The organism is Streptomyces sioyaensis (genome assembly GCF_004122735.1).
GTDB classification, from domain to species: domain Bacteria; phylum Actinomycetota; class Actinomycetes; order Streptomycetales; family Streptomycetaceae; genus Streptomyces; species Streptomyces sioyaensis.
Genome location: NZ_SDIF01000001.1, coordinates 1 through 16,918 on the forward strand (window position 1 = coordinate 1; position 16,918 = coordinate 16,918).

General features: G+C 72.5%; 14 protein-coding genes. 4 read left to right on the forward strand and 10 right to left on the reverse strand.

What is annotated here, in order from left to right; translation table 11 throughout:
- Positions 1–14: 14 nt before the first annotated feature.
- The gene (locus tag EST54_RS00005) at positions 15–440 is read right to left on the reverse strand and encodes a hypothetical protein (protein ID WP_129243293.1); all 426 of its coding nucleotides are present in this window, start codon (positions 438–440) and stop codon (positions 15–17) included.
- 302 nt (positions 441–742) lie between these two features.
- Here EST54_RS00005 and EST54_RS00010 point away from each other — a divergent pair, with 302 nt between their 5' ends.
- The gene (locus tag EST54_RS00010) at positions 743–1,231 is read left to right on the forward strand and encodes an EF-hand domain-containing protein (RefSeq protein ID WP_129243295.1); all 489 of its coding nucleotides are present in this window, start codon (positions 743–745) and stop codon (positions 1,229–1,231) included.
- Positions 1,232–1,287: 56 nt separating this feature from the next.
- On the opposite strand, the gene EST54_RS00015 is transcribed toward EST54_RS00010, so the two are convergent.
- Positions 1,288–2,907 carry an FAD-dependent monooxygenase gene (locus EST54_RS00015; RefSeq protein ID WP_129243297.1) on the reverse strand — a complete coding sequence of 540 codons (1,620 nt, stop codon included), beginning with the start codon at positions 2,905–2,907 and terminating at the stop codon, positions 1,288–1,290.
- A gap of 661 nt (positions 2,908–3,568) precedes the next feature.
- Between EST54_RS00015 and EST54_RS35805 the strand changes: the two genes are divergently transcribed.
- The gene (locus EST54_RS35805; RefSeq protein ID WP_129243299.1) at positions 3,569–4,261 is read left to right on the forward strand and encodes a LysM peptidoglycan-binding domain-containing protein; all 693 of its coding nucleotides are present in this window, start codon (positions 3,569–3,571) and stop codon (positions 4,259–4,261) included.
- 179 nt (positions 4,262–4,440) lie between these two features.
- Here the strand turns inward: EST54_RS35805 and EST54_RS00025 are convergent, their stop codons facing one another.
- A complete protein-coding gene (locus tag EST54_RS00025) occupies positions 4,441–4,875 on the reverse strand; it encodes a CBS domain-containing protein (protein ID WP_129243301.1) in 435 nt (144 codons plus the stop codon).
- Between the two features lie 186 nt (positions 4,876–5,061).
- On the opposite strand from EST54_RS00025, the gene EST54_RS00030 reads away from it, so the two are divergent.
- Positions 5,062–7,086: a M3 family metallopeptidase gene (locus EST54_RS00030; RefSeq protein WP_129243304.1), complete on the forward strand. Its 2,025-nt coding sequence runs from the start codon at positions 5,062–5,064 to the stop codon at positions 7,084–7,086.
- Positions 7,087–7,194: 108 nt separating this feature from the next.
- On the opposite strand, the gene EST54_RS00035 is transcribed toward EST54_RS00030, so the two are convergent.
- A complete protein-coding gene (locus EST54_RS00035; RefSeq protein ID WP_129243308.1) occupies positions 7,195–7,812 on the reverse strand; it encodes a maleylpyruvate isomerase family mycothiol-dependent enzyme in 618 nt (205 codons plus the stop codon).
- 98 nt (positions 7,813–7,910) lie between these two features.
- Here EST54_RS00035 and EST54_RS00040 point away from each other — a divergent pair, with 98 nt between their 5' ends.
- Complete coding sequence (locus EST54_RS00040; RefSeq protein ID WP_129243311.1) at positions 7,911–8,915, forward strand: LysR family transcriptional regulator; 1,005 nt, start codon at positions 7,911–7,913, stop codon at positions 8,913–8,915.
- 108 nt (positions 8,916–9,023) lie between these two features.
- On the opposite strand, the gene EST54_RS00045 is transcribed toward EST54_RS00040, so the two are convergent.
- From EST54_RS00045 to EST54_RS00070, 6 genes are all read right to left on the reverse strand, one after another.
- Complete coding sequence (locus EST54_RS00045) at positions 9,024–10,484, reverse strand: SDR family NAD(P)-dependent oxidoreductase (protein WP_129243314.1); 1,461 nt, start codon at positions 10,482–10,484, stop codon at positions 9,024–9,026.
- Between the two features lie 277 nt (positions 10,485–10,761).
- Positions 10,762–13,434 carry an MFS transporter gene (locus EST54_RS00050; RefSeq protein WP_129243317.1) on the reverse strand — a complete coding sequence of 891 codons (2,673 nt, stop codon included), beginning with the start codon at positions 13,432–13,434 and terminating at the stop codon, positions 10,762–10,764.
- Entirely contained in the window at positions 13,431–13,982 is a 552-nt protein-coding gene (locus tag EST54_RS00055; RefSeq protein WP_129243320.1) for a MarR family winged helix-turn-helix transcriptional regulator, read from the reverse strand. The genes EST54_RS00050 and EST54_RS00055 overlap by 4 nt, the downstream gene beginning before the upstream one ends.
- Positions 13,983–14,240: 258 nt before the next feature.
- Positions 14,241–14,852 carry a TetR/AcrR family transcriptional regulator gene (locus EST54_RS00060; RefSeq protein ID WP_129243323.1) on the reverse strand — a complete coding sequence of 204 codons (612 nt, stop codon included), beginning with the start codon at positions 14,850–14,852 and terminating at the stop codon, positions 14,241–14,243.
- 164 nt (positions 14,853–15,016) lie between these two features.
- Positions 15,017–16,306, reverse strand: a complete 1,290-nt coding sequence (locus tag EST54_RS00065) for an NADH-ubiquinone oxidoreductase-F iron-sulfur binding region domain-containing protein (protein ID WP_129243326.1) — start codon at positions 16,304–16,306, stop codon at positions 15,017–15,019.
- 19 nt (positions 16,307–16,325) lie between these two features.
- Positions 16,326–16,733, reverse strand: coding sequence for a hypothetical protein (locus EST54_RS00070; protein WP_129243328.1), 408 nt, complete (start codon positions 16,731–16,733; stop codon positions 16,326–16,328).
- Between the last annotated feature and the right edge of the window lie 185 nt (positions 16,734–16,918).

Consider the following 16,918-nt stretch of genomic DNA (forward strand, 5'->3'; position numbering starts at 1 on the left):
GGCGGCCGCGACGCTCAGAGCACCGCGGCGGTCTCCTCGTGCGCGTAGCTGAACCCGTCGTCGTCGAAGTAGAAGACGGTGGCCTTCACCTTGTCGCCCTTGGCGAAGTACGAACCCTCGCCCACCCGGAGGTTCACCAGCGCCGTGTGGTCGGCGTAGTCGCAGATGAGCTTGTCCTTCTTGATCGTCCCGGCGGCCTCCGAGCCGACAGGACGGGGCGAGGCACCGAACACGTTGGCCACCAGCTGATGGTTCATGCCGGGGTCGCAGGAGTAGGTGACCTTCATCTGCAGGCCCGGCGCGTGCAGGGCGACCTTGTTGATCGCCAGGAGGTTGGCCTTGGCGGACGCGGCCGGTGCCCCGGCGAGCGCACCGGCGCCCACCAGGACGGTGACGGCCGCGGTTCCGGCGAGACGACGCCGGAGACGGGATGACTTCATCGGATTTCCTTCCCCCCTGCGCAGCCCCCTGGTCCGAGACGACGGAGATGTCCGTCTGTGCGGGCGACTGCGACAGATATTCGGTTTGACTCGGGATCATACGTGACCTTCCCGGCCGAACCGAATGCTTATTCGGGAAGCGCCGACCGTCCTCCCGGCACCCGTGAGCCACGCCGGACACACCCGTCGATGACCGTCCGCAAGAAGTCGGCCACTTAGTGTGCTCATGGCGGCTCTTCGTGGCGCCCGCGAAGAGCCGCCGCCAGGCTCCGCCAGGAGCACCCCGTCCGGAAGGAATGCCCATGATCCCCAAAGCCCTGCGCGCGGAGTACGAGCAGCGCTTCTCCACGTACGACACCGACGGCGACGGCTACCTGACCGCCCAGGACTTCACCGAGCGGGCCCGCGTGCTGGCGGACGCGGTGGGTGAGCCGGCGGACTCGGCCAAGGCTCAGGCGCTGCAGGAGGGGATGCGCCACACCTTCGAGCAGCTCGCCGACCTGGCCGACGTGGACCGTATGGGACGCCTGAGCCTGGAGCAGTTCATCAAGGCGTTCAGCCGCGCCGGCACGTCGGGAGCCATGGGCTCGGTCGTGGGACCGTCGGTCGCCGCGACCATCGCGCTGGCCGACACCGACGGGGACGGCGTGGTCAGCCGGGAGGACTTCGCGGCGCTGCACCGGGCGGCGGGCTACTCGGCCGCCCAGGCGGACGCGGCGTTCACCGCACTGGACCGCGAGGGAAAGGGCCGGCTGATGGTCGAGGCCTGGCAGGCCGCCGTCAGCGAGTAGCCGTCGGCGGCGACGTCCGCGCACGGCCGCTCCGCAGGGAGAGCGGCGCCCGGCCCTCACGCCCGGAAGGTCGCCGCGAGATACGACACCAGCTCCGGACCGCTCACCCGCGCGGAGCGCATCCCCAGGTAGCCGTCGGGGCGGATGACGAACCCCGCACCCCCGGCCGCGCCGTAGCTCCGCCGGAACTCGTCCAGCGCGTCCCGGACGACGGGCAGCAGCAGGCCGTCCGTCGCGGTGTGCGGGGCCACGATCACCCAGACGTCCAGCTGCCCGTGCGCCGCACTCCGGGCCGACGCCACCAGCTCGCCGTACGGCGGCAGTTGCTCCGGGCGGTCCGCATAGAGCAGCACGGTGTGCTCCTGGCCGCGCAGGAGGTCGAACAGCCGGGACGGGAAGGCGGTGAGGTCGAAGCGGAGACCGCCGCAGTCCGGGGCCCGGTCCCCGGGTGCGGGGCCCTGGTGCGGCGGCCGGTCCGGCGCGACGATCGGGCTGCCCCGGTAGCCGACGAGGAGCTGGGCCTCGCGCCGGATCACCGTCGACGGGTCGTCCGGATCCGCCTGGACGCCCTCAGCGGCGTGCCGCACCGTCCGCCGCACCACCTCCTCTCCCACGGGGCGGCGTTCCGCGTGGTAGCTGAGCAAAAGCTGGGCACTCGCCGTCGACCGCACCGCCATGGCCACCTTCCAGGCGAGGTTGCAGGCGTCCTGGATGCCGGTGTTCATGCCCTGGGCGCCCGTGGGCGGATGGATGTGGGCGGCGTCCCCCGCCAGGAACACCCGGTCCGCTCCGTACTGGTCCACCAGGCGGTGGCTGATCCGGAAGACCGAGGACCAGCGCAGCCGGGAGGCGGTGGCGGGCTGCGGGGCGAGCCGGTCCAGGACCGCCTGGATGTGTTCCAGACCGGGAGCGGGGCCACCGCCCTCCAGACCGTTCAACACACCCTCGCCGCCAGGGAGTTGAGCCCGGGAGAGTTCGGGCGGGACGAGCATGGACAGCCGGTAGCGGTGGCGGCCGGGCAGCGGGATGCACACCAGCAGATCGTCGGTGTGCCCGTCGCGCTGGTGCATGGACCGGACCGCATAGCCGGGCGGCAGGTTCCAGTCGACCTCGACGTCCCCCAGCATGTACTCCTCGGGGAGAGCGGCGCCCTGGAAGCCGAACCCGAGAACCTTGCGGACGATGCTGTGGGCGCCGTCGCATCCGAGGAGGTAGCCGGCGCTGATCCGTTCCCGGGTGCCGGAGGGCAGCGCGAGATCGGCCCGGACCGCGTCGGCGTCCTGCTCGAAGTCCACCAGCTCGGTGCCGCGTTCGACCCGGCCCCCGCCGCGCACGAGTTGTTCCTCCAGGATCCGCTCGGTCTCGTTCTGCGGTAGCGCGGCGAAGCGGTACGGCACCTCCGGCGGCAGCGTCAGCTCCATCCGCGCCTGCTGGGCGCCATTGACGTAGAGCAACTGCCCCCGCAGCGGCACCGCGGCCGCCAGGACCTCGCGGACCACCCCCATGCGGTCCCAGATCTCCAGCGTCCGGGGCTGGATGCCCACCGCCTTGGCGTACGGCTGCCGCGCGGGGAGCCTGTCGACGACGCGGCACCCGATCCCGCGGCGCCGCAGTTCGCAGGCCGCCGTCAGGCCGACCGGCCCGGCCCCCGCGACCAGCACCTCCACGTCGGTCACTGCCGCCTCCCCGGCTGCCTCCTCCGCCCGCCTCCTGCGCCGCCTTCCGCACTGCCTCCTGCGCTGCCTCCGGTGCGCAGACGCACTCCTTTCCAATGCACCACAGGGCGGGACACCTGTCCATTTCAGCCCGGTTTAGTGATACATGCCCCTCACGCAGGGGTCCCCGCCGGGTGCGGATGCCGGTGAAAGTGCAGGTGAAGGCGGACTCGGGCTTCGGGGGGGGCGGCCCCTTGCCGTACCCGGCCGGCCGGGGGCGTTGCACCGCGCCGGCGCCCGTGCGCGGTGCGTGCGGACCTGTGCAGCGCATGCAACACGTGCGCCGGATGCGCTCGGCGGACACCCCGGGGCCGGGCAGGTGATCGCGGGGCCCATGGGTGTCATGCGCCTCGGCCAGGAACGGTGCGCCCCTGCCGTTCTGATCAGGTGCGCCGTGGACAGGCACGGTCGCGCACCGACGGCAAGGGGGCAGGGCGGACGGCGATGGCGCTACCGCGCGCTCTGCCGGGGGGAAGTCGGAGCATGGTTGTCTCTTCCCCGTCAAATTCACGGCGCCGTACGGAAATGCGGTTCGAGCATCGTTCGAACACGCACACCGTTAAGGCGCCGGGTTTCTGAAATGCCGCCAGGCAACTGCGCGGCGGGCGACGGGAGTACCCGCATGGAATTTCGTCAGGCATCGGAATCGACGGCCCGCAATGAATTTCGGGGCCACGGGGTCCGGAGCATCACGGCGGCGGCCGTCCTGTTGGCGGCCGGTGTGCTGAACCTCGCGTCCGGAGCGCCGGCCGAGGCCCGGGGAGGCGCCGCCTGGGACCGCCTCGCCGGATGCGAGAGCGGAGGGAACTGGCGTACCGACACGGGGAACGGCTTCTCCGGAGGGCTGCAGCTCGCCCACTCCACCTGGCACTCGTTCGGCGGCGGCGCCTACGCGTCACGGGCCGGGCGGGCGACCCGGGCGCAGCAGATCCGGGTCGCGGAACGGGTGCTGGCCCGTCAGGGCTGGGGCGCCTGGCCGGCCTGCTCGGCCTCCCTGGGGCTCAACTCGGCCACCCGGCACAGCGCGCCACGCTCCACCACCGCGCACGCCGCCCCGCAGCGGCACGCCGGTGCGCCGGCCCGCGGCCGGGTGCGGCATCCGCAGACCCATGAGAAGCGCCACAAAGACGGACGTCATCGGAGTACCGGCAGGTCGCTCGTCGTCAACACCGGGGACACGGTGAGCGGCCTCGCGTATGCGCACGGATGCGGCTGGCAGGAATTCTACCGGCTGAACCGAAAGGTGATCGGAGCGAATCCGAACCTCATTTTCCCCGGCATGCGACTGGTCGTGCCGCGTTCCGCGGGGCACTGAGCACGGTCCGCAATCCCCGGGTTTTCCCGCCCTGTTCAGGGAAATCCGCTGATGCTCCGCCCCTGCACGGCACGGTGGCTCGTCCGGACGGACGAGCCACCGTCAGGCGCTTTCGCGTGCGGGGAATTCCACACGGTGGCGCGCCTGGCGGGTGTTGAACGAACGGAGCCGTTCCGGGGTCAGGCGGTGGCGTAGACGTGGCTTGCGAACTCCGCGATCTGTTTGTCGCTGAGGTTCTTGGCGAGATTGGCCTCGGTGATCATTCCCACCAGTTGGTGGCCGCCTTTGACATCGATCACCGGCAGGCGCTTGATGTGCTGCTGCTCCATGGTCCGCAGCACCTCACTGGCGTCCGCGTCGGCGTCGATCCAGTGCAGCCTGCCGCCCATCGAACCGGCCTGTACCGTCGCCGGATCGATCCCTTCGGCACAACAGGAGATCACGATGTCACGATCGGTGATCAACCCGGTCAGCTTGTTGTTGTCACCGCAGATGGGCAGGCAGCCGACATCCAGATCCCGCATCATCTTCGCGGCGTCCTTCAAGGTGTCGTGCGCCCCCACACAGTGTGCTCCGCCGGACATGATGTCCCGCGCCCGCAGCTTGCTGGCCATGATTCCTCCTGCCTCAGGAGTGTGGTTCGCCTTGCCTTCGATCACATCACGAATGGTCCGTCGTCGCTTCCCGGGAGCGGGCCCGGACACCCACACATTTCGGTTCTCAACTACCGGCGCGCACAAGCTGTTCTCCTGCCGCGACTGCCGTACCCGGACCGCGCCTCCGGCGTAGTGTCGACCGCTGTGACGTCGAATCCCTTCTTTGCGCCGAGCGATCTGCCCTACGAGCTGCCGCCCTTCGCGCGGATCCGTAACGAGCACTTTCTGCCCGCCTTCGTACGCGGCATGGACGAGCAACTGGCCGAGGTGGCGGCGATCAGCGCCGGTGCCGGGCCGGCGACCTTCGAGAACACCGTCGAGGCGCTGGAGCGCAGCGGCGCGGTGCTGGACCGGGTGAGCCGGGTGTTCTTCAACAAGGCGGCCTGCGACACCGATGACGAGATCCAGGCGCTCGAAGCCGAGATCACCCCCCGGCTGGCCGCCCATGACGATGCGCTGCTGCTCGACCCCGCCCTGTTCGCCCGGCTCGACGCGCTCCACGGGCGGCGCGAGCAGCTCGGGCTGGACGCGGAACAGCTGATGCTGCTGGAACGCCATCACACCCGCCGGGTCCGCGCCGGTGCGCGGCTCGCCCCGGAACAGCAGCAGCGGCTGCGCGAGCTGAACACCGAAATCGCCGCCCGGTGCACCGAGTTCGGGCAGAACCTGCGCACCGCCGACGCGGCCGCCGCGCTGGTCCTGGACCGTGCCGAGGAGCTGGCCGGGCTCTCCGCGGACCAGATCGCGGCCGCCGCCCGGAACGCCCATGCGCTCGGGCACGAGGGCAAGTTCGTGCTCAGCCTGAAGAACTTCTCGAACCAGCCGGAGCTCGCCGCGCTCGACGATCCCGCCCTGCGCGAGCGGCTGCTGGCCGCCTCCCTGGGGCGCGGCATCGACAGCAACGGCTCGGTCGCCGTCGCCCTGGCCGGGCTGCGCGCCGAGCGCGCCGCTCTGCTCGGCTACCCCAGCCACGCCGCCTGGGAGGTCGCGGACCGGACCGCCGGCACCACCGAGGCCGTCGAGGACCTGCTCGGCCGGCTGGTCGCGCCCGCCGTCGCCAACGCCGAGCGGGAGGGCGCCGCCCTGGCCGAGGCGGCCGGAGTTGCCGAGATCGGCGCGGCGGACTGGCAGTACTACTCCGAGCGGGTGCGCAAGGAGCGCTTCGACCTCGACGCGGCGGCGCTGCGGCCGTATCTGGAGCTGGAGACCGTGCTGCACGACGGTGTCTTTCATGCCGCCGGGCTGGTCTACGGGATCAGCTTCACCCCGCGCCCCGATCTGGTGCCGCACCACCCGGACGCCCGCATCTACGAGGTGCACGACGCCGACGGCAGTCAACTGGGCCTGTACGTCGGCGACTTCCACGCCCGTGAGTCGAAGCGGGGCGGTGCCTGGATGGACGCGCTGGTGCCGCAGTCCCGTCTGCTCGGGCACCAGCCGGTGGTGGTCAACCATCTCAATGTCGCGAAGCCGCCGGCGGGCGAACCGGTGCTGCTGACGTGGAGTGAGGTCCACACGCTGTTCCACGAGTTCGGGCATGCGCTGCACGGTCTGTTCTCGGACGTTCGCTACCCCCTGCTGTCGGGCACCCAGGTGCCGCGCGACTTCGTCGAGTTCCCGTCCCAGGTCAACGAGGTGTGGGCGGACTGGCCGGAGGTGCTGGCGCATTACGCCCGACACCACGTCACCGGCGAGCCGATGCCGCCCGAACTGCCTGCCCGGCTGCGCGAGGCGGAGACCTTCGGTGCGGGGTTCCGGATGGTGGAGCACCAGGCGGCCGCGGTGCTCGACTGGGCCTGGCACAGCCTCTCCGCCGACCAGGTGCCGGAGGAGGGCGCCGCCGAGGCGTTCGAGACGGCCGCCCTCCAGCGCTCCGGGCTCGCGATGGCCGCGATCCCACCGCGTTACCGCACCGGCTACTTCTCCCATGTCTTCCACGGCGGCTACGCGGCCGGGTACTACGGCTACCGCTGGGCAGAGGTCCTGGACGCCGACACCGTGCGCTGGTTCCGGGAGAACGGGAAGACGGTCCGCGAGAGCGGAGAGATCTTCCGCCGGGAGCTGCTGAGCAAGGGCGGCAGCGTCGATCCGCTCGGGGCGTTCCGCGCGGTGGTCGGACGCGATGCGCAGATCGAGCCGCTGCTGGCACGCCACGGGCTGGACGGCTGAGCGTCCCGGCCGCGGGACCGCGGGCCGTCGGCGCACGGCCGGCGGCCGCTCCGCGAGCACGGTCGGCGGCCGCCCCGCCCGTATAGGAGCGGCCTCCCGCCGCCGGCCTCAGCCGGCCACGAAGCGGTGCTGCGGCTCCCCCTGGAGACGGCCCGGCGGGAGCTTGCGGCCGTATGCGACCAGCAGCAGGTCCTGGGCGGTGCCGTAGAGGGGGGCTCCGGTGCCCAGGGACCAGTCGAGGTCCTCGGCGCGGAGTGCGATACCGCTGAGGTCGGCCCCGAAGAACCGGGCGGTCCTGGGGGTGATCTGCTCCAGGAGGAAGCGTAGGCGGGCGGCGGGGACCTGGCGGTCGAGGCCGAGGGGGACGGTGAAGTCCAGGCCGTGGACCACGTCGTGCCCGAGCGCCGACGCCGGCCCGCCGACCGGCGGGGTCCAGGGGTGCGTCGCATTGTCCCGGAGGAAACCGGCGAGCTCCCCGGTCGACGCGGCAGCGGCGTCCCTGCGGGCGCACCGGTCGGTCATCCGGTGGAGGCGGCCGCCCGACCGGACGAGTTCGGCGACCGTCCTGGGGAGCGAGTAGCGGAACCCCAACGACATGTGGGCCGCCAGCTCCCGGACTCTCCACCCCGCGCACAGCGTGGGTGCCTGCCACTGTCCGTCCGACAGGCCGTCCAGTACGGCCGCCAGCTCCCGTCGTTCGGCCGCGATCTCCGCCTTGATGTCCATCGGTGCATCCCCTCTCCAACTGCCTCCGGTCTCAAGGATCTTGGAGCGCTCGCCATAAGTCCAAGAGCTGCTGTTTCTGCTCACTAGAATCATCAGTTATGGAGCTTCGACAGCTGCGGTACTTCGTCACGGTGGTGGAGGAGGGCAACTTCACCCGGGCCGCGGCTCGTTTGCATCTGGCGCAGCCCGGGGTGAGCGCCCAGATACGGCAGCTCGAAAGGGAGCTGGGGCAGCCGCTCCTCGACCGCGGCGGCCGGACGGTGACCGTGACAGAGGTGGGGCGCGCCGTCCTCCCCTACGCGCGGGCCGCGCTCGCCGCCGCCGAGGGGATCCGGCAGAGCGTGGACGAGTTCAGCGGGCTGCTGCGGGGGCGGGTCCGGGTCGGTCTGGTCTCGGGCGCGAGCACCCGCAGGTTCGACATGGCATCCCTGCTGGCCGACTTCCACGACGCCCATCCGCAGGTCGAGATCTCCCTCACGGAGGACACCTCGGAGCGGATGCTCGACGCGCTGCACCGCGGCGAACTCGACCTCGCCGTGACCGGCCTCGTGGCGGAGGAACCGCCGCCGGGCATTTCCGTACGGCTCGTGGTGGACGAGCCCCTGGTCGCCGCCGTCGCGGCCGACGACCCCCTGCTCGGGACGTACCCGGCCGGTGGGAGCATCCCGCTGGCCGCGCTCCGCGACCGCGCGTTGATCAGCCTGCCGCGCGGTACCGGTCTGCGCGGGGTGCTCGAACGCGCCTGTGCGGAGGCAGGGTTCCGGCCCCGGATCGCCTTCGAGGCAGCCGCTCCGCCGGTGCTGGAGCGGCTCGCCGCCCGGGGCCTCGGCGTGGCCGTCATCCCGCCGCCGGCGGACGGGGCCTCGGCCGGGCTGCGGACGCTGGCGCTCGCCGCACCGCAGCCGCGCGGCCGGGTCGCCCTGACCTGGCGGACGGACGGGCCCGCCGCCCCCGCGGCCAGGGCCCTGCTGGCGCGGCTGCGCGGCACGCTGCCCGTCCCGGGAGCCGACGCCGCGCCCCCGGAGGAGACCCAGGAACCGTCCCCGGCACCGCGTCCGCGCCGCCAGCAGCCGTCCGGAGCGCGCGTGCGGCCGGCCGGCTGAGGCCCTCGACGGCCAGCGGACGGATCACCGACCGCGGGGGGGGCGTAGTCCTTACGGAAACGGCCGTTCACCAGACCGCCGGGGCGTAGTCCGTCAGGAAGCAGCCGTTCACCAGGCCGCGGGGGCGTAGTCCTTCAGGAAGCAGCCGAACAGGTCCTCACCGAGCTCGCCGCGGACGATCGGGTCGTACACCCGGGCAGCGCCGTCAACCAGGTCGAGCGGGGCGTGGAAGCCCTCGTCCGCCAGGCGCATCTTGTCGGGGTGCGGGCGCTCGTCGGTGATCCAGCCGGTGTCGACGGCGGTCATGAGGATGCCGTCGGTCTCCAGCATCTCCCTGGCGCTGGTGCGGGTGAGCATGTTCAGCGCCGCCTTGGCCATATTGGTGTGCGGGTGCCCGGCGCCCTTGTAGCCGCGGCTGAACTGGCCTTCCATCGCCGAGACGTTGACCACGTACTTACGGCGCGCGGGGGCCGCTGCCATCGCCGGGCGCAGCCTGCTCACCAGCAGGAACGGCGCGGTCATATTGCACAGCTGGACTTCCAGCAGCTCGACCGGGTCGACCTCGTCCACCTTCTGGATCCAGCTGTTGGTCGCGTGCAGATCGGGGACGAGCCCGCCGGCGTCGATCGCGGTGCCCGCCTCGATCCGGGCCGGCGAGGCGGAGCCGGTGGTGAGGGCGAGCGCGGTGATGTCCTCGGCGGTCAGGCCGCCGGAGCCGGCCGCGGCGGCGGGGAGGGCGGCGGGGGCACCGCTGCCGAAGTGGCCGAGGACGACCGAGGCGGGCAGCTCCCCGGCGGGCAGCGGCGCGGATTCGGCGGCGATCAACTGTCCGTAGGCGTCGGGCGACCGGCGGACGGTCTGGGCGGCGTTGTTGATCAGAATGTCCAGCGGGCCTTCGGCGCTCACCGCATCGGCGAGCGCGAGGACCTGCGCCGGGTCCCGGAGATCGATCCCGACGATCTTCAGCCGGTGCAGCCACTCCGCGCTGTCCGGCATCGCCTTGAAGCGGCGGATGGCGTCGTTCGGGAAACGGGTCGTGACGGTGGTGTGCGCGCCGTCGCGCAGCAGCCGCAGCGCGATGTACATGCCGATCTTCGCCCGGCCGCCGGTGAGCAGCGCGCGGCGGCCGGTGAGGTCCGTACGGGCGTCGCGGCGCGCCCGGTTCTCCTTGGCGCAGGGCGGGCAGAGCTGGTGGTAGAAGGCGTCGACCTGGACGTAGCGGCTTTTGCAGGTGTAGCAGGACCGGGGCCGCTCCAGGATGCCGGCGATCTCGGTCGTCACGGAGCTGCTGAGGGCCAGCCCCTGCGTCTCGTCATCGATCCGGTCGGGGGCGCCGGTGGCGGTGGCCGCGGTCACCGCCCGGTCGTTGGCGGTCTTGGCCGCCCGGCGCTCCTGCCGGCGCCGCTGCTTCACCTTGCGGTAGATCCCGGCGGTGGCGCGCCGTATGGCGACGGCGTCGGGGTGGTCGACGGGCAGCGCGTCGAGCTCCTCCAGCACGCTGAGGCAGACCGCCATCCGTTCCGCGTCGATACCCGCGCCCTCGGCCATGCCTGTTTCGGTCACCGTCATCGCCGCTGCCGCTTCCCCTGGGATCGTGTGTTCTATTCAAGCTTCGGCGGAACTGTACGTAGACGGGGGCGGCGGCGCCAAACCCGGTGGGTGGGTAAGCGGTGGTCGGAGGCCTCCTGGCGGCGGCGAACGGACGCGTCACGCCGACGCCGTGCCGACCCGCGCGGGCCTGCCTCCGACGAGCACGGCCGGGCCCGCTCATGGCCGACGGGCCCGGTGCTCGTCCGCACCGGGCCCGTCGGCTCCGCCTCACTCGCCCGCCGTCATGTCACGGCCGTCACGTCACCGGGTCATGACCCAGCTCGATGTCGCACTCGCCGTGCCCGGCGGCCCCCACGGACAGCGGGGTCGCCACCGGCGGGTAGCCGCTGGCGATCAGGGTGTACTCGCCGCTGTCGAGGTCGGTGAAGACGTACTCACCGTCCCGGCCACTGGTGGCGGTCCCCACGACGTTGCCCGCCGGGTCCAGCAGGGTCACCCGGGCGTCGTCCACCGGACTGCCGTGCGCCGTGCGGACGGTGCCCCGGACCTGGGCGCCGGGCGTCAGCCGGACCTCGTACCAGTTACGGGCGCCGGAAGCGACCTCTACCTGGAGCGCGGACGGGCGGTGGTGCGCGGCGCTGACGGCCAGCGTGTAGCTGCCCGGGCTCAGTTCACCGAAGGCGAAGCCGCCGTCCTGGCCGGCCACACCCGACGCCACGACCTCGCCGCGGACATCGGTGGCCACGACGAGCGCGCCGGGCAGCGGGTCGTCGCCCTTCTCCGCACGGACCTCGCCCGACAGGCCCGCGGCACCGCTGAGGGTCAGATCGAACGACACCGGCTCCGCGCCCACCACGACGGTCGCGGCCTGTGGCTGACGCGCCCCCGCGGAGCCGATCAGCACATAGGTGCCGGCCCCCGTCGTGGGCAGGGAGAAGCCGCCGTCGGCGCCGGTCGAGGTACGGCCGAGCTGCCGGCCGCCGACACTGATCAGGGTGACCGCGGCCCGGTCCACCGGCCTGCCGTCGCCGTCCCGCACCGTGCCCCGGATCGCGGGACCGGTCGCGCCTGTCACGGAGCCCGCGGGCGGTGCGGCGAGGGCCGGTACGGGCTCGTCCGCCGGGACACCTGCCGGTCGGGCACGTTCAGCAGGGTCGGCACCTTCGGCCGGAGCGGGCGAACCGGCGCCGTCCGCCCCGGCCTCGTTCCCGGCGCCCTCCGCCCCGTACGCGGCACCCGAGGCGTCGTCCGGCGCGCCCTCAGCGGACTTCGCCGCCGCGTCGGCCTCCGCCTCCGCCTGGGCCCGTGCCTGGAGACCGGACAGCTGCCGCAGCGGCATCTCCTTGATGAACCACATCAGCACGAAGGCGAGGGCGACGACGACCGCGCCCATGAGGAACACGGTGTGCATCGAGTCCGCGAAGCCGCGCTTGAACGGCTCCGCCAGCCGCGGGTCCAGCTGCTGGATGAACGACGAGTCGCTGAGCACGTCCGAGGAGCCACCGTTGCCGGGGTGCTTGAGCATGTCCAGCACTGGCTTGTTGGCGAGGTTGTGCAGCACCGCGGGGTCGTGCAGTGCGGCCTGGAACCACTCGGTGGACACGGCGTCCTTGAACGCCCCGGAAATCTTCTCGCCGACCGTGCTGAACAGCACCGACAGGAAGATCGCGGTACCGGCGGTGGCGCCCATCTGCCGGAAGAACGTGGCCGACGAGGTCGCCACGCCCATGTCCCGCGGCGGCACCGCGTTCTGTACGGACAGCACCAGGGTCTGCATGCAGCCGCCCAGGCCGAGACCGAAGAGCAGCATGTAGATCATGGTCTGCCACAGCGGGGTGTCCCACTGGACGCGGAAGTGGAAGAGCAGCATCGCCGCGCACATCAGCACGGTGCCGATGATCGGGAAGATCTTGTAGCGGCCGGTCTTGCCGGTGATCTGGCCGGACGCGACCGACGCGATCAGCATGCCCGCCATCAGCGGCAGCATCTCCAGACCCGACTTGGTGGGGCTGGCGCCCTTCACGATCTGGAGGTACTGCGGGATCATCAGCAGCCCGCCGAACATGCCCATACCGATCAGCACGGACATGACGCTGGTCTTGCTGAAGGTGCCGTTGCGGAACAGCCGCATCGGGATGAGGGCGTCGTCCCCCATCCGCCGCTCGACCAGGATCCAGGCGATGATGCCGACCACGCCGATGGCATAACAGGCGATCGACCGGGACGAGTCCCAGCCCCACTCCCGGCCCTGCTCCGCGACGAGCAGCAGCGGCACGACACCGAGCGAGATGGTGACCGCGCCCCACCAGTCGATGCGGTGATCGCGCCTGGTGTGCGGGATGTTGAGGACCTTGGCGACCACGAACAGCGCGATGATGCCGATCGGTACGTTGACCAGGAAGACCCAGCGCCAGCCGGTGAGGCCCAGCAGCTGGTCCTGGCCGGCCAGGGCTCCGCCGATCAGCGGCCCGGCCACGCTGGAGGTGGCGAAGGTGCCGAGCATGTAGCCCTGGTACCGGGCGCGTTCGCGGGGCGGGACGATGTCACCGAGGATCGCCAGCGCCAGCGACATCAGACCGCCGGCACCCAGGCCCTGTACGGCCCGGAACGCGGCGAGTTCGGTCATCGAGGTGGAGAAGGTGCACAGCACCGAGCCCGCGACGAAGATCGTGATCGCGGCCAGGTAGTAGGGCTTGCGGCCGTGCAGGTCGGACAGCTTGCCGTACAGCGGGGTGGCGATCGTCGAGGTGATCAGATAGGCGGTGGTCGCCCAGGCTTGCTGGCTGAGGCCGTGCAGATCGTCGGCGATGGTCCGGATCGAGGTGCTGACGATCGTCTGGTCGAGGGCGGCCAGGAACATCCCCAGCATCAAGCCGCTGAGGATGGTGAGGATCTGACGGTGGCTCAGGAAGCCTGGGGCGGGTATCGCCTCGGCTCCCGCCTCGGGCGGAGAGGTGGCTGTGCTCATGTACGTATGTCTCCCTGCTCCACGGCGGCGCCCTGGTCTCCCCCGGGACCCAGCCGTGTGTGTTGTCGTTCTGCCATGTCCTCGTTGAGGCGGCCCAGCAGCCGGATCAGATCGGCCCGGTCCTGGGGCGACCACGGTTCGAGGAGCTCGGCCAGTTCGGCGTCGCGCTGACGGCGGTACTGGGCGAAAGCGGCACGCCCGGCCTCCGTCGCGGCCAGCAGCGACCCACGGCGGTCCTCCGGATCGGGGCGACGGGCGACCAGGCCCCGTTCGACCAGCGAACGCACCTGACGGCTGACGGTCGACAGGTCGAGGAAGGCGTCGGCGGCCAGGTCCGTCGCCCGCTGGTCCCCGCCGACCACCAGCCTGGCCAGCAGTACCCGGTCGGCCGCGCCGCCGTCCGTCTTGGCGCGCTGCTTCCATGCCGCCATCAGCCGGGAGAAGCGGACGATCTCCGTCCCCAGCCCGGCGGCGGCGTCCTCCAGCCTTGACGAGGCGGTGACCTGCTCGGCAGCCCGGTCGCAGGTGTGGACCGTGCCCTTGCTCATCGTCGTGATCCTTCGCGGTGAAGCCGTCGGTCGGCTGAATACATTGCTTGTATCCAGCAAGCATAGCGTCCGGATCCGGCCACGTCGCACCGCCACCGGCCATCCGGGGAAATTCCCAGCGGCCGCCTCGTCGGACCGTGGCGCCGCCGCTTCGGACATGGCGCCGGCGGGCCCGGCTCCCCCGTCCCGCGGCGCCGCCGGTGGCCGGGAGCGTGCCGGTCGGCGGCGTGGTGGCCAGGGTCGTTCCGGCCGGCGGTATCAGATCTCGGGGAAGGCGTCGGGGACGCCGAGCGTCCCCGCGACGGCCCGCCAGATGGCCGCCTGGGCGGCCGCGAGGTCGATCCTGGGGTCGCCCAGCATCAGCCGGATGCCGAATCCGTCGCTCAGCGCGAGCAGCAGCGAGCTGGTCGCGTCGACGTCGCAGTCGCGGAATTCGCCCGCCTCGATGCCCCGCCGGATGGCTCGGGCGAGCCAGATGTGCAACTGGTCGTAGAGATCGACGGCGAGTTGCTGGGCGGTCTCGTCGCGCAGGGCCCTGACCCACAGTTCCTGCCACAGCCGCCAGTCCTGCCGCAGCTCCGGGTCCGTGGGCAGCATGGTGTGCAGAATGCGGGCCAGGACCACCGCGGCCGGCACGGTGTCGGCGTCGCGTTCGAGATCGGTGCCGGTCTGCCCGAAGGAATGGGTCATCGCCTCGGCGAAGAGCCGCTCACGGTTCTCGAAGTGGTAGTGGAGCAGGGCCGTCGACACCCCGGCGTGTTCCGCGACCATCCGCATCCGGATCTTCTCGAAGCCGACCTCGGCGATCACTTCGCACGCGGCGGCAAGAATCCGTTCCCGCGTTTCGAGAGTGCGTCCAGCCTTGGCCACGTGAGTGCTCCCCGGGTCGGTGTCGAAATCCTCGCGGGCGCGGCGGGCCCGTCCCGTGCCATCTTCCCGCATCGCCTTTCCCGGTCGCCCGCGGCCGGTGCGCCCCGGTGGCGATACGACGGCGGCCTCGAAGCCGGGGCCGGGTACGCGGATCACGGCCGGTTTCAGCCGGGGCAGGGGGCGGAGCACGGGCGGTGGACGGGGCGGCCGGCGACGCGGGGGACGGCCACGGTGAGCGGCCCGGCGGGCGCCGGGCAGGCAGGGCAGGGGGCGTCGAGGTGGGACCGGACGAGGTGCGGAAAGGCCCGCAGGAGGCTGCCGGCCGTACGCACGGCGGCGTCCAGCAGCCCGCAATCGCCGCGGCCGGGCAGTGCGGTGGCCCGGCGGTGCAGCCGGGAGACGAGGCCGGGGGCGGCCGTGCCGGTCGTCAGCGAACCGACGTCGTCGCGGATCGCGCCGGTGCCCGCGACGCAGCCGCCGCACCGCCGTGCGCTCTCGGCGGCGAGGTGGGCGACGACGGCGGAGGCGAGGGAGACCGGGCACTCCTCGGGGCCGAGGAAGCGGATCGCCCCGCAGCCCAGCTCCGTGCCCGCGGCCGCGAGGGTGTCGGGGCCCAGTGCGAGGTCGAGGAAGTGGGGCCCGATCAGCCCGCCGAACCGCCCGCCCACGAGGGCGCCGGCCGGCTCGGGGGTGCCCTGGGCCCGGGCCAGGGTCCGCAGGGTGCAGCCGTAGGGCACCTCGGCGAGCAGCGGATCCGCGCCGCCCCCGGCGAGGGTCACCAGCGTGCTGCGCGCGGTGTGGCGGCCACCGTCCGGCCGGGCGGCGAGGAGCGCGATACGGGCCAGGGTCTCGACATTGGCGACGAGGGTGGGGGCGCCGCCGACGCCCTCCCCGTGGGGGCTGGGCGGTTCGGCGGCGGCGAGAGCGGGTCCGCCGTTGCCCCGCCGGACCACCGCGGACACCACCGCGGACTCCTCCCCGGCGACATGGGCATACCGGGTCTCGACGACCTCCACCGGCAGCCGCGGCGGCCGCTCGGCGAGCGCGCGGCGCACCCGTTCGCCGGCCGCGGCGTCGGAGAGGTACACAGCGCCGCGCCGCGCACCGGTGATCTCCGCGGCCCGCAACAGCCCGTCCAGAACCAGATGCGGCCGGGCCCGCAGCAGCCAGCGATCCTTGACGGAACCGGGCTCGCCCTCCTGGCCGTTGGCCACGACGACGGTGTGGCGGTCTCCGGCATCACGGACCGCCCGCAGTTCGGCGGCGGTGGGGGAGCCGGCGCCGCCGCGGCCGCGCAGACCGGCGGCGTCGATACCGGCGAGGAGCTCGGCCGCCGCGGTCGTCTCGCGGTAGCCGCCGACGGCGGCGTACGCCTCGGCGTCCTCGGTCACCCCCGGCGCGGCACCGAGCACCCCGGGCGTCCCCCGGGGCGTCAGAGAGACGATCCCGGTCATGCCCAACCTTCGATCCCGGTCATGCCCGGTCTCCCTCCGGTGGGGCGGTGCGCAGGGTCCGCACCGCGCTTTCCAGGGCTCGGCGGTCGGCGGCCGTCCGGCCGTACCCGGTTCCGGGCAGGCCGATCAGCATGCGGTGGTGGTCGAGCACGACCTCGGCCGCCCGGAGTGCGGCTCGCCGGTCGCCGGGGCGGCCGCCGGCGACGGCCGTCACCAGCCCGGTCACCTCGGCGAGATAGCGCAGCCAGCGCTGCTGGGTGCCGCGCAGGATCAGCCGCTCGACGCGGTGCCGCTCGGCCCGCGCCGCTTCGGCGGGGGTGTGGGCCATGTCCCGTACGGCGGTGCGCAGGGCCGCGACGGTGGTGGGCAGTTCCCGCTCCGGTTCGGGGGTGAGTCCGAGCCAGACCAGGCTCCGACGACGGCTCATGAGTGCCTCCGGGCGCAGGGTGTCCGGCCGCGTCCGGGCCCCCTGCGACGGAGCACCGGAGCGGCACCTCCACTACACTAACTAATCAGTTAGTCAGGACACAACCCTGACGTCGCTGAACCCGCCGGTGTGCCGACGACCGGCCAATGGCTCAGCGCAGATCCCGGCAGGCCGGTACGGGGCCC

What these genes read in the sequence shown, in the direction of transcription:
- EST54_RS00005 (WP_129243293.1), bottom strand. Translation starts at nt 440, where the DNA reads ATGAAGTCATCCCGTCTCCGGCGTCGTCTCGCCGGAACCGCGGCCGTC.
- EST54_RS00010 (WP_129243295.1), top strand. Translation starts at nt 743, where the DNA reads ATGATCCCCAAAGCCCTGCGCGCGGAGTACGAGCAGCGCTTCTCCACG.
- EST54_RS35805 (WP_129243299.1), top strand. Translation starts at nt 3,569, where the DNA reads ATGGAATTTCGTCAGGCATCGGAATCGACGGCCCGCAATGAATTTCGG.
- EST54_RS00025 (WP_129243301.1), bottom strand. Translation starts at nt 4,875, where the DNA reads ATGGCCAGCAAGCTGCGGGCGCGGGACATCATGTCCGGCGGAGCACAC.
- EST54_RS00035 (WP_129243308.1), bottom strand. Translation starts at nt 7,812, where the DNA reads ATGGACATCAAGGCGGAGATCGCGGCCGAACGACGGGAGCTGGCGGCC.
- EST54_RS00040 (WP_129243311.1), top strand. Translation starts at nt 7,911, where the DNA reads ATGGAGCTTCGACAGCTGCGGTACTTCGTCACGGTGGTGGAGGAGGGC.
- EST54_RS00045 (WP_129243314.1), bottom strand. Translation starts at nt 10,484, where the DNA reads ATGACGGTGACCGAAACAGGCATGGCCGAGGGCGCGGGTATCGACGCG.
- EST54_RS00050 (WP_129243317.1), bottom strand. Translation starts at nt 13,434, where the DNA reads ATGAGCACAGCCACCTCTCCGCCCGAGGCGGGAGCCGAGGCGATACCC.
- EST54_RS00055 (WP_129243320.1), bottom strand. Translation starts at nt 13,982, where the DNA reads ATGAGCAAGGGCACGGTCCACACCTGCGACCGGGCTGCCGAGCAGGTC.
- EST54_RS00065 (WP_129243326.1), bottom strand. Translation starts at nt 16,306, where the DNA reads ATGACCGGGATCGTCTCTCTGACGCCCCGGGGGACGCCCGGGGTGCTC.
- EST54_RS00070 (WP_129243328.1), bottom strand. Translation starts at nt 16,733, where the DNA reads ATGAGCCGTCGTCGGAGCCTGGTCTGGCTCGGACTCACCCCCGAACCG.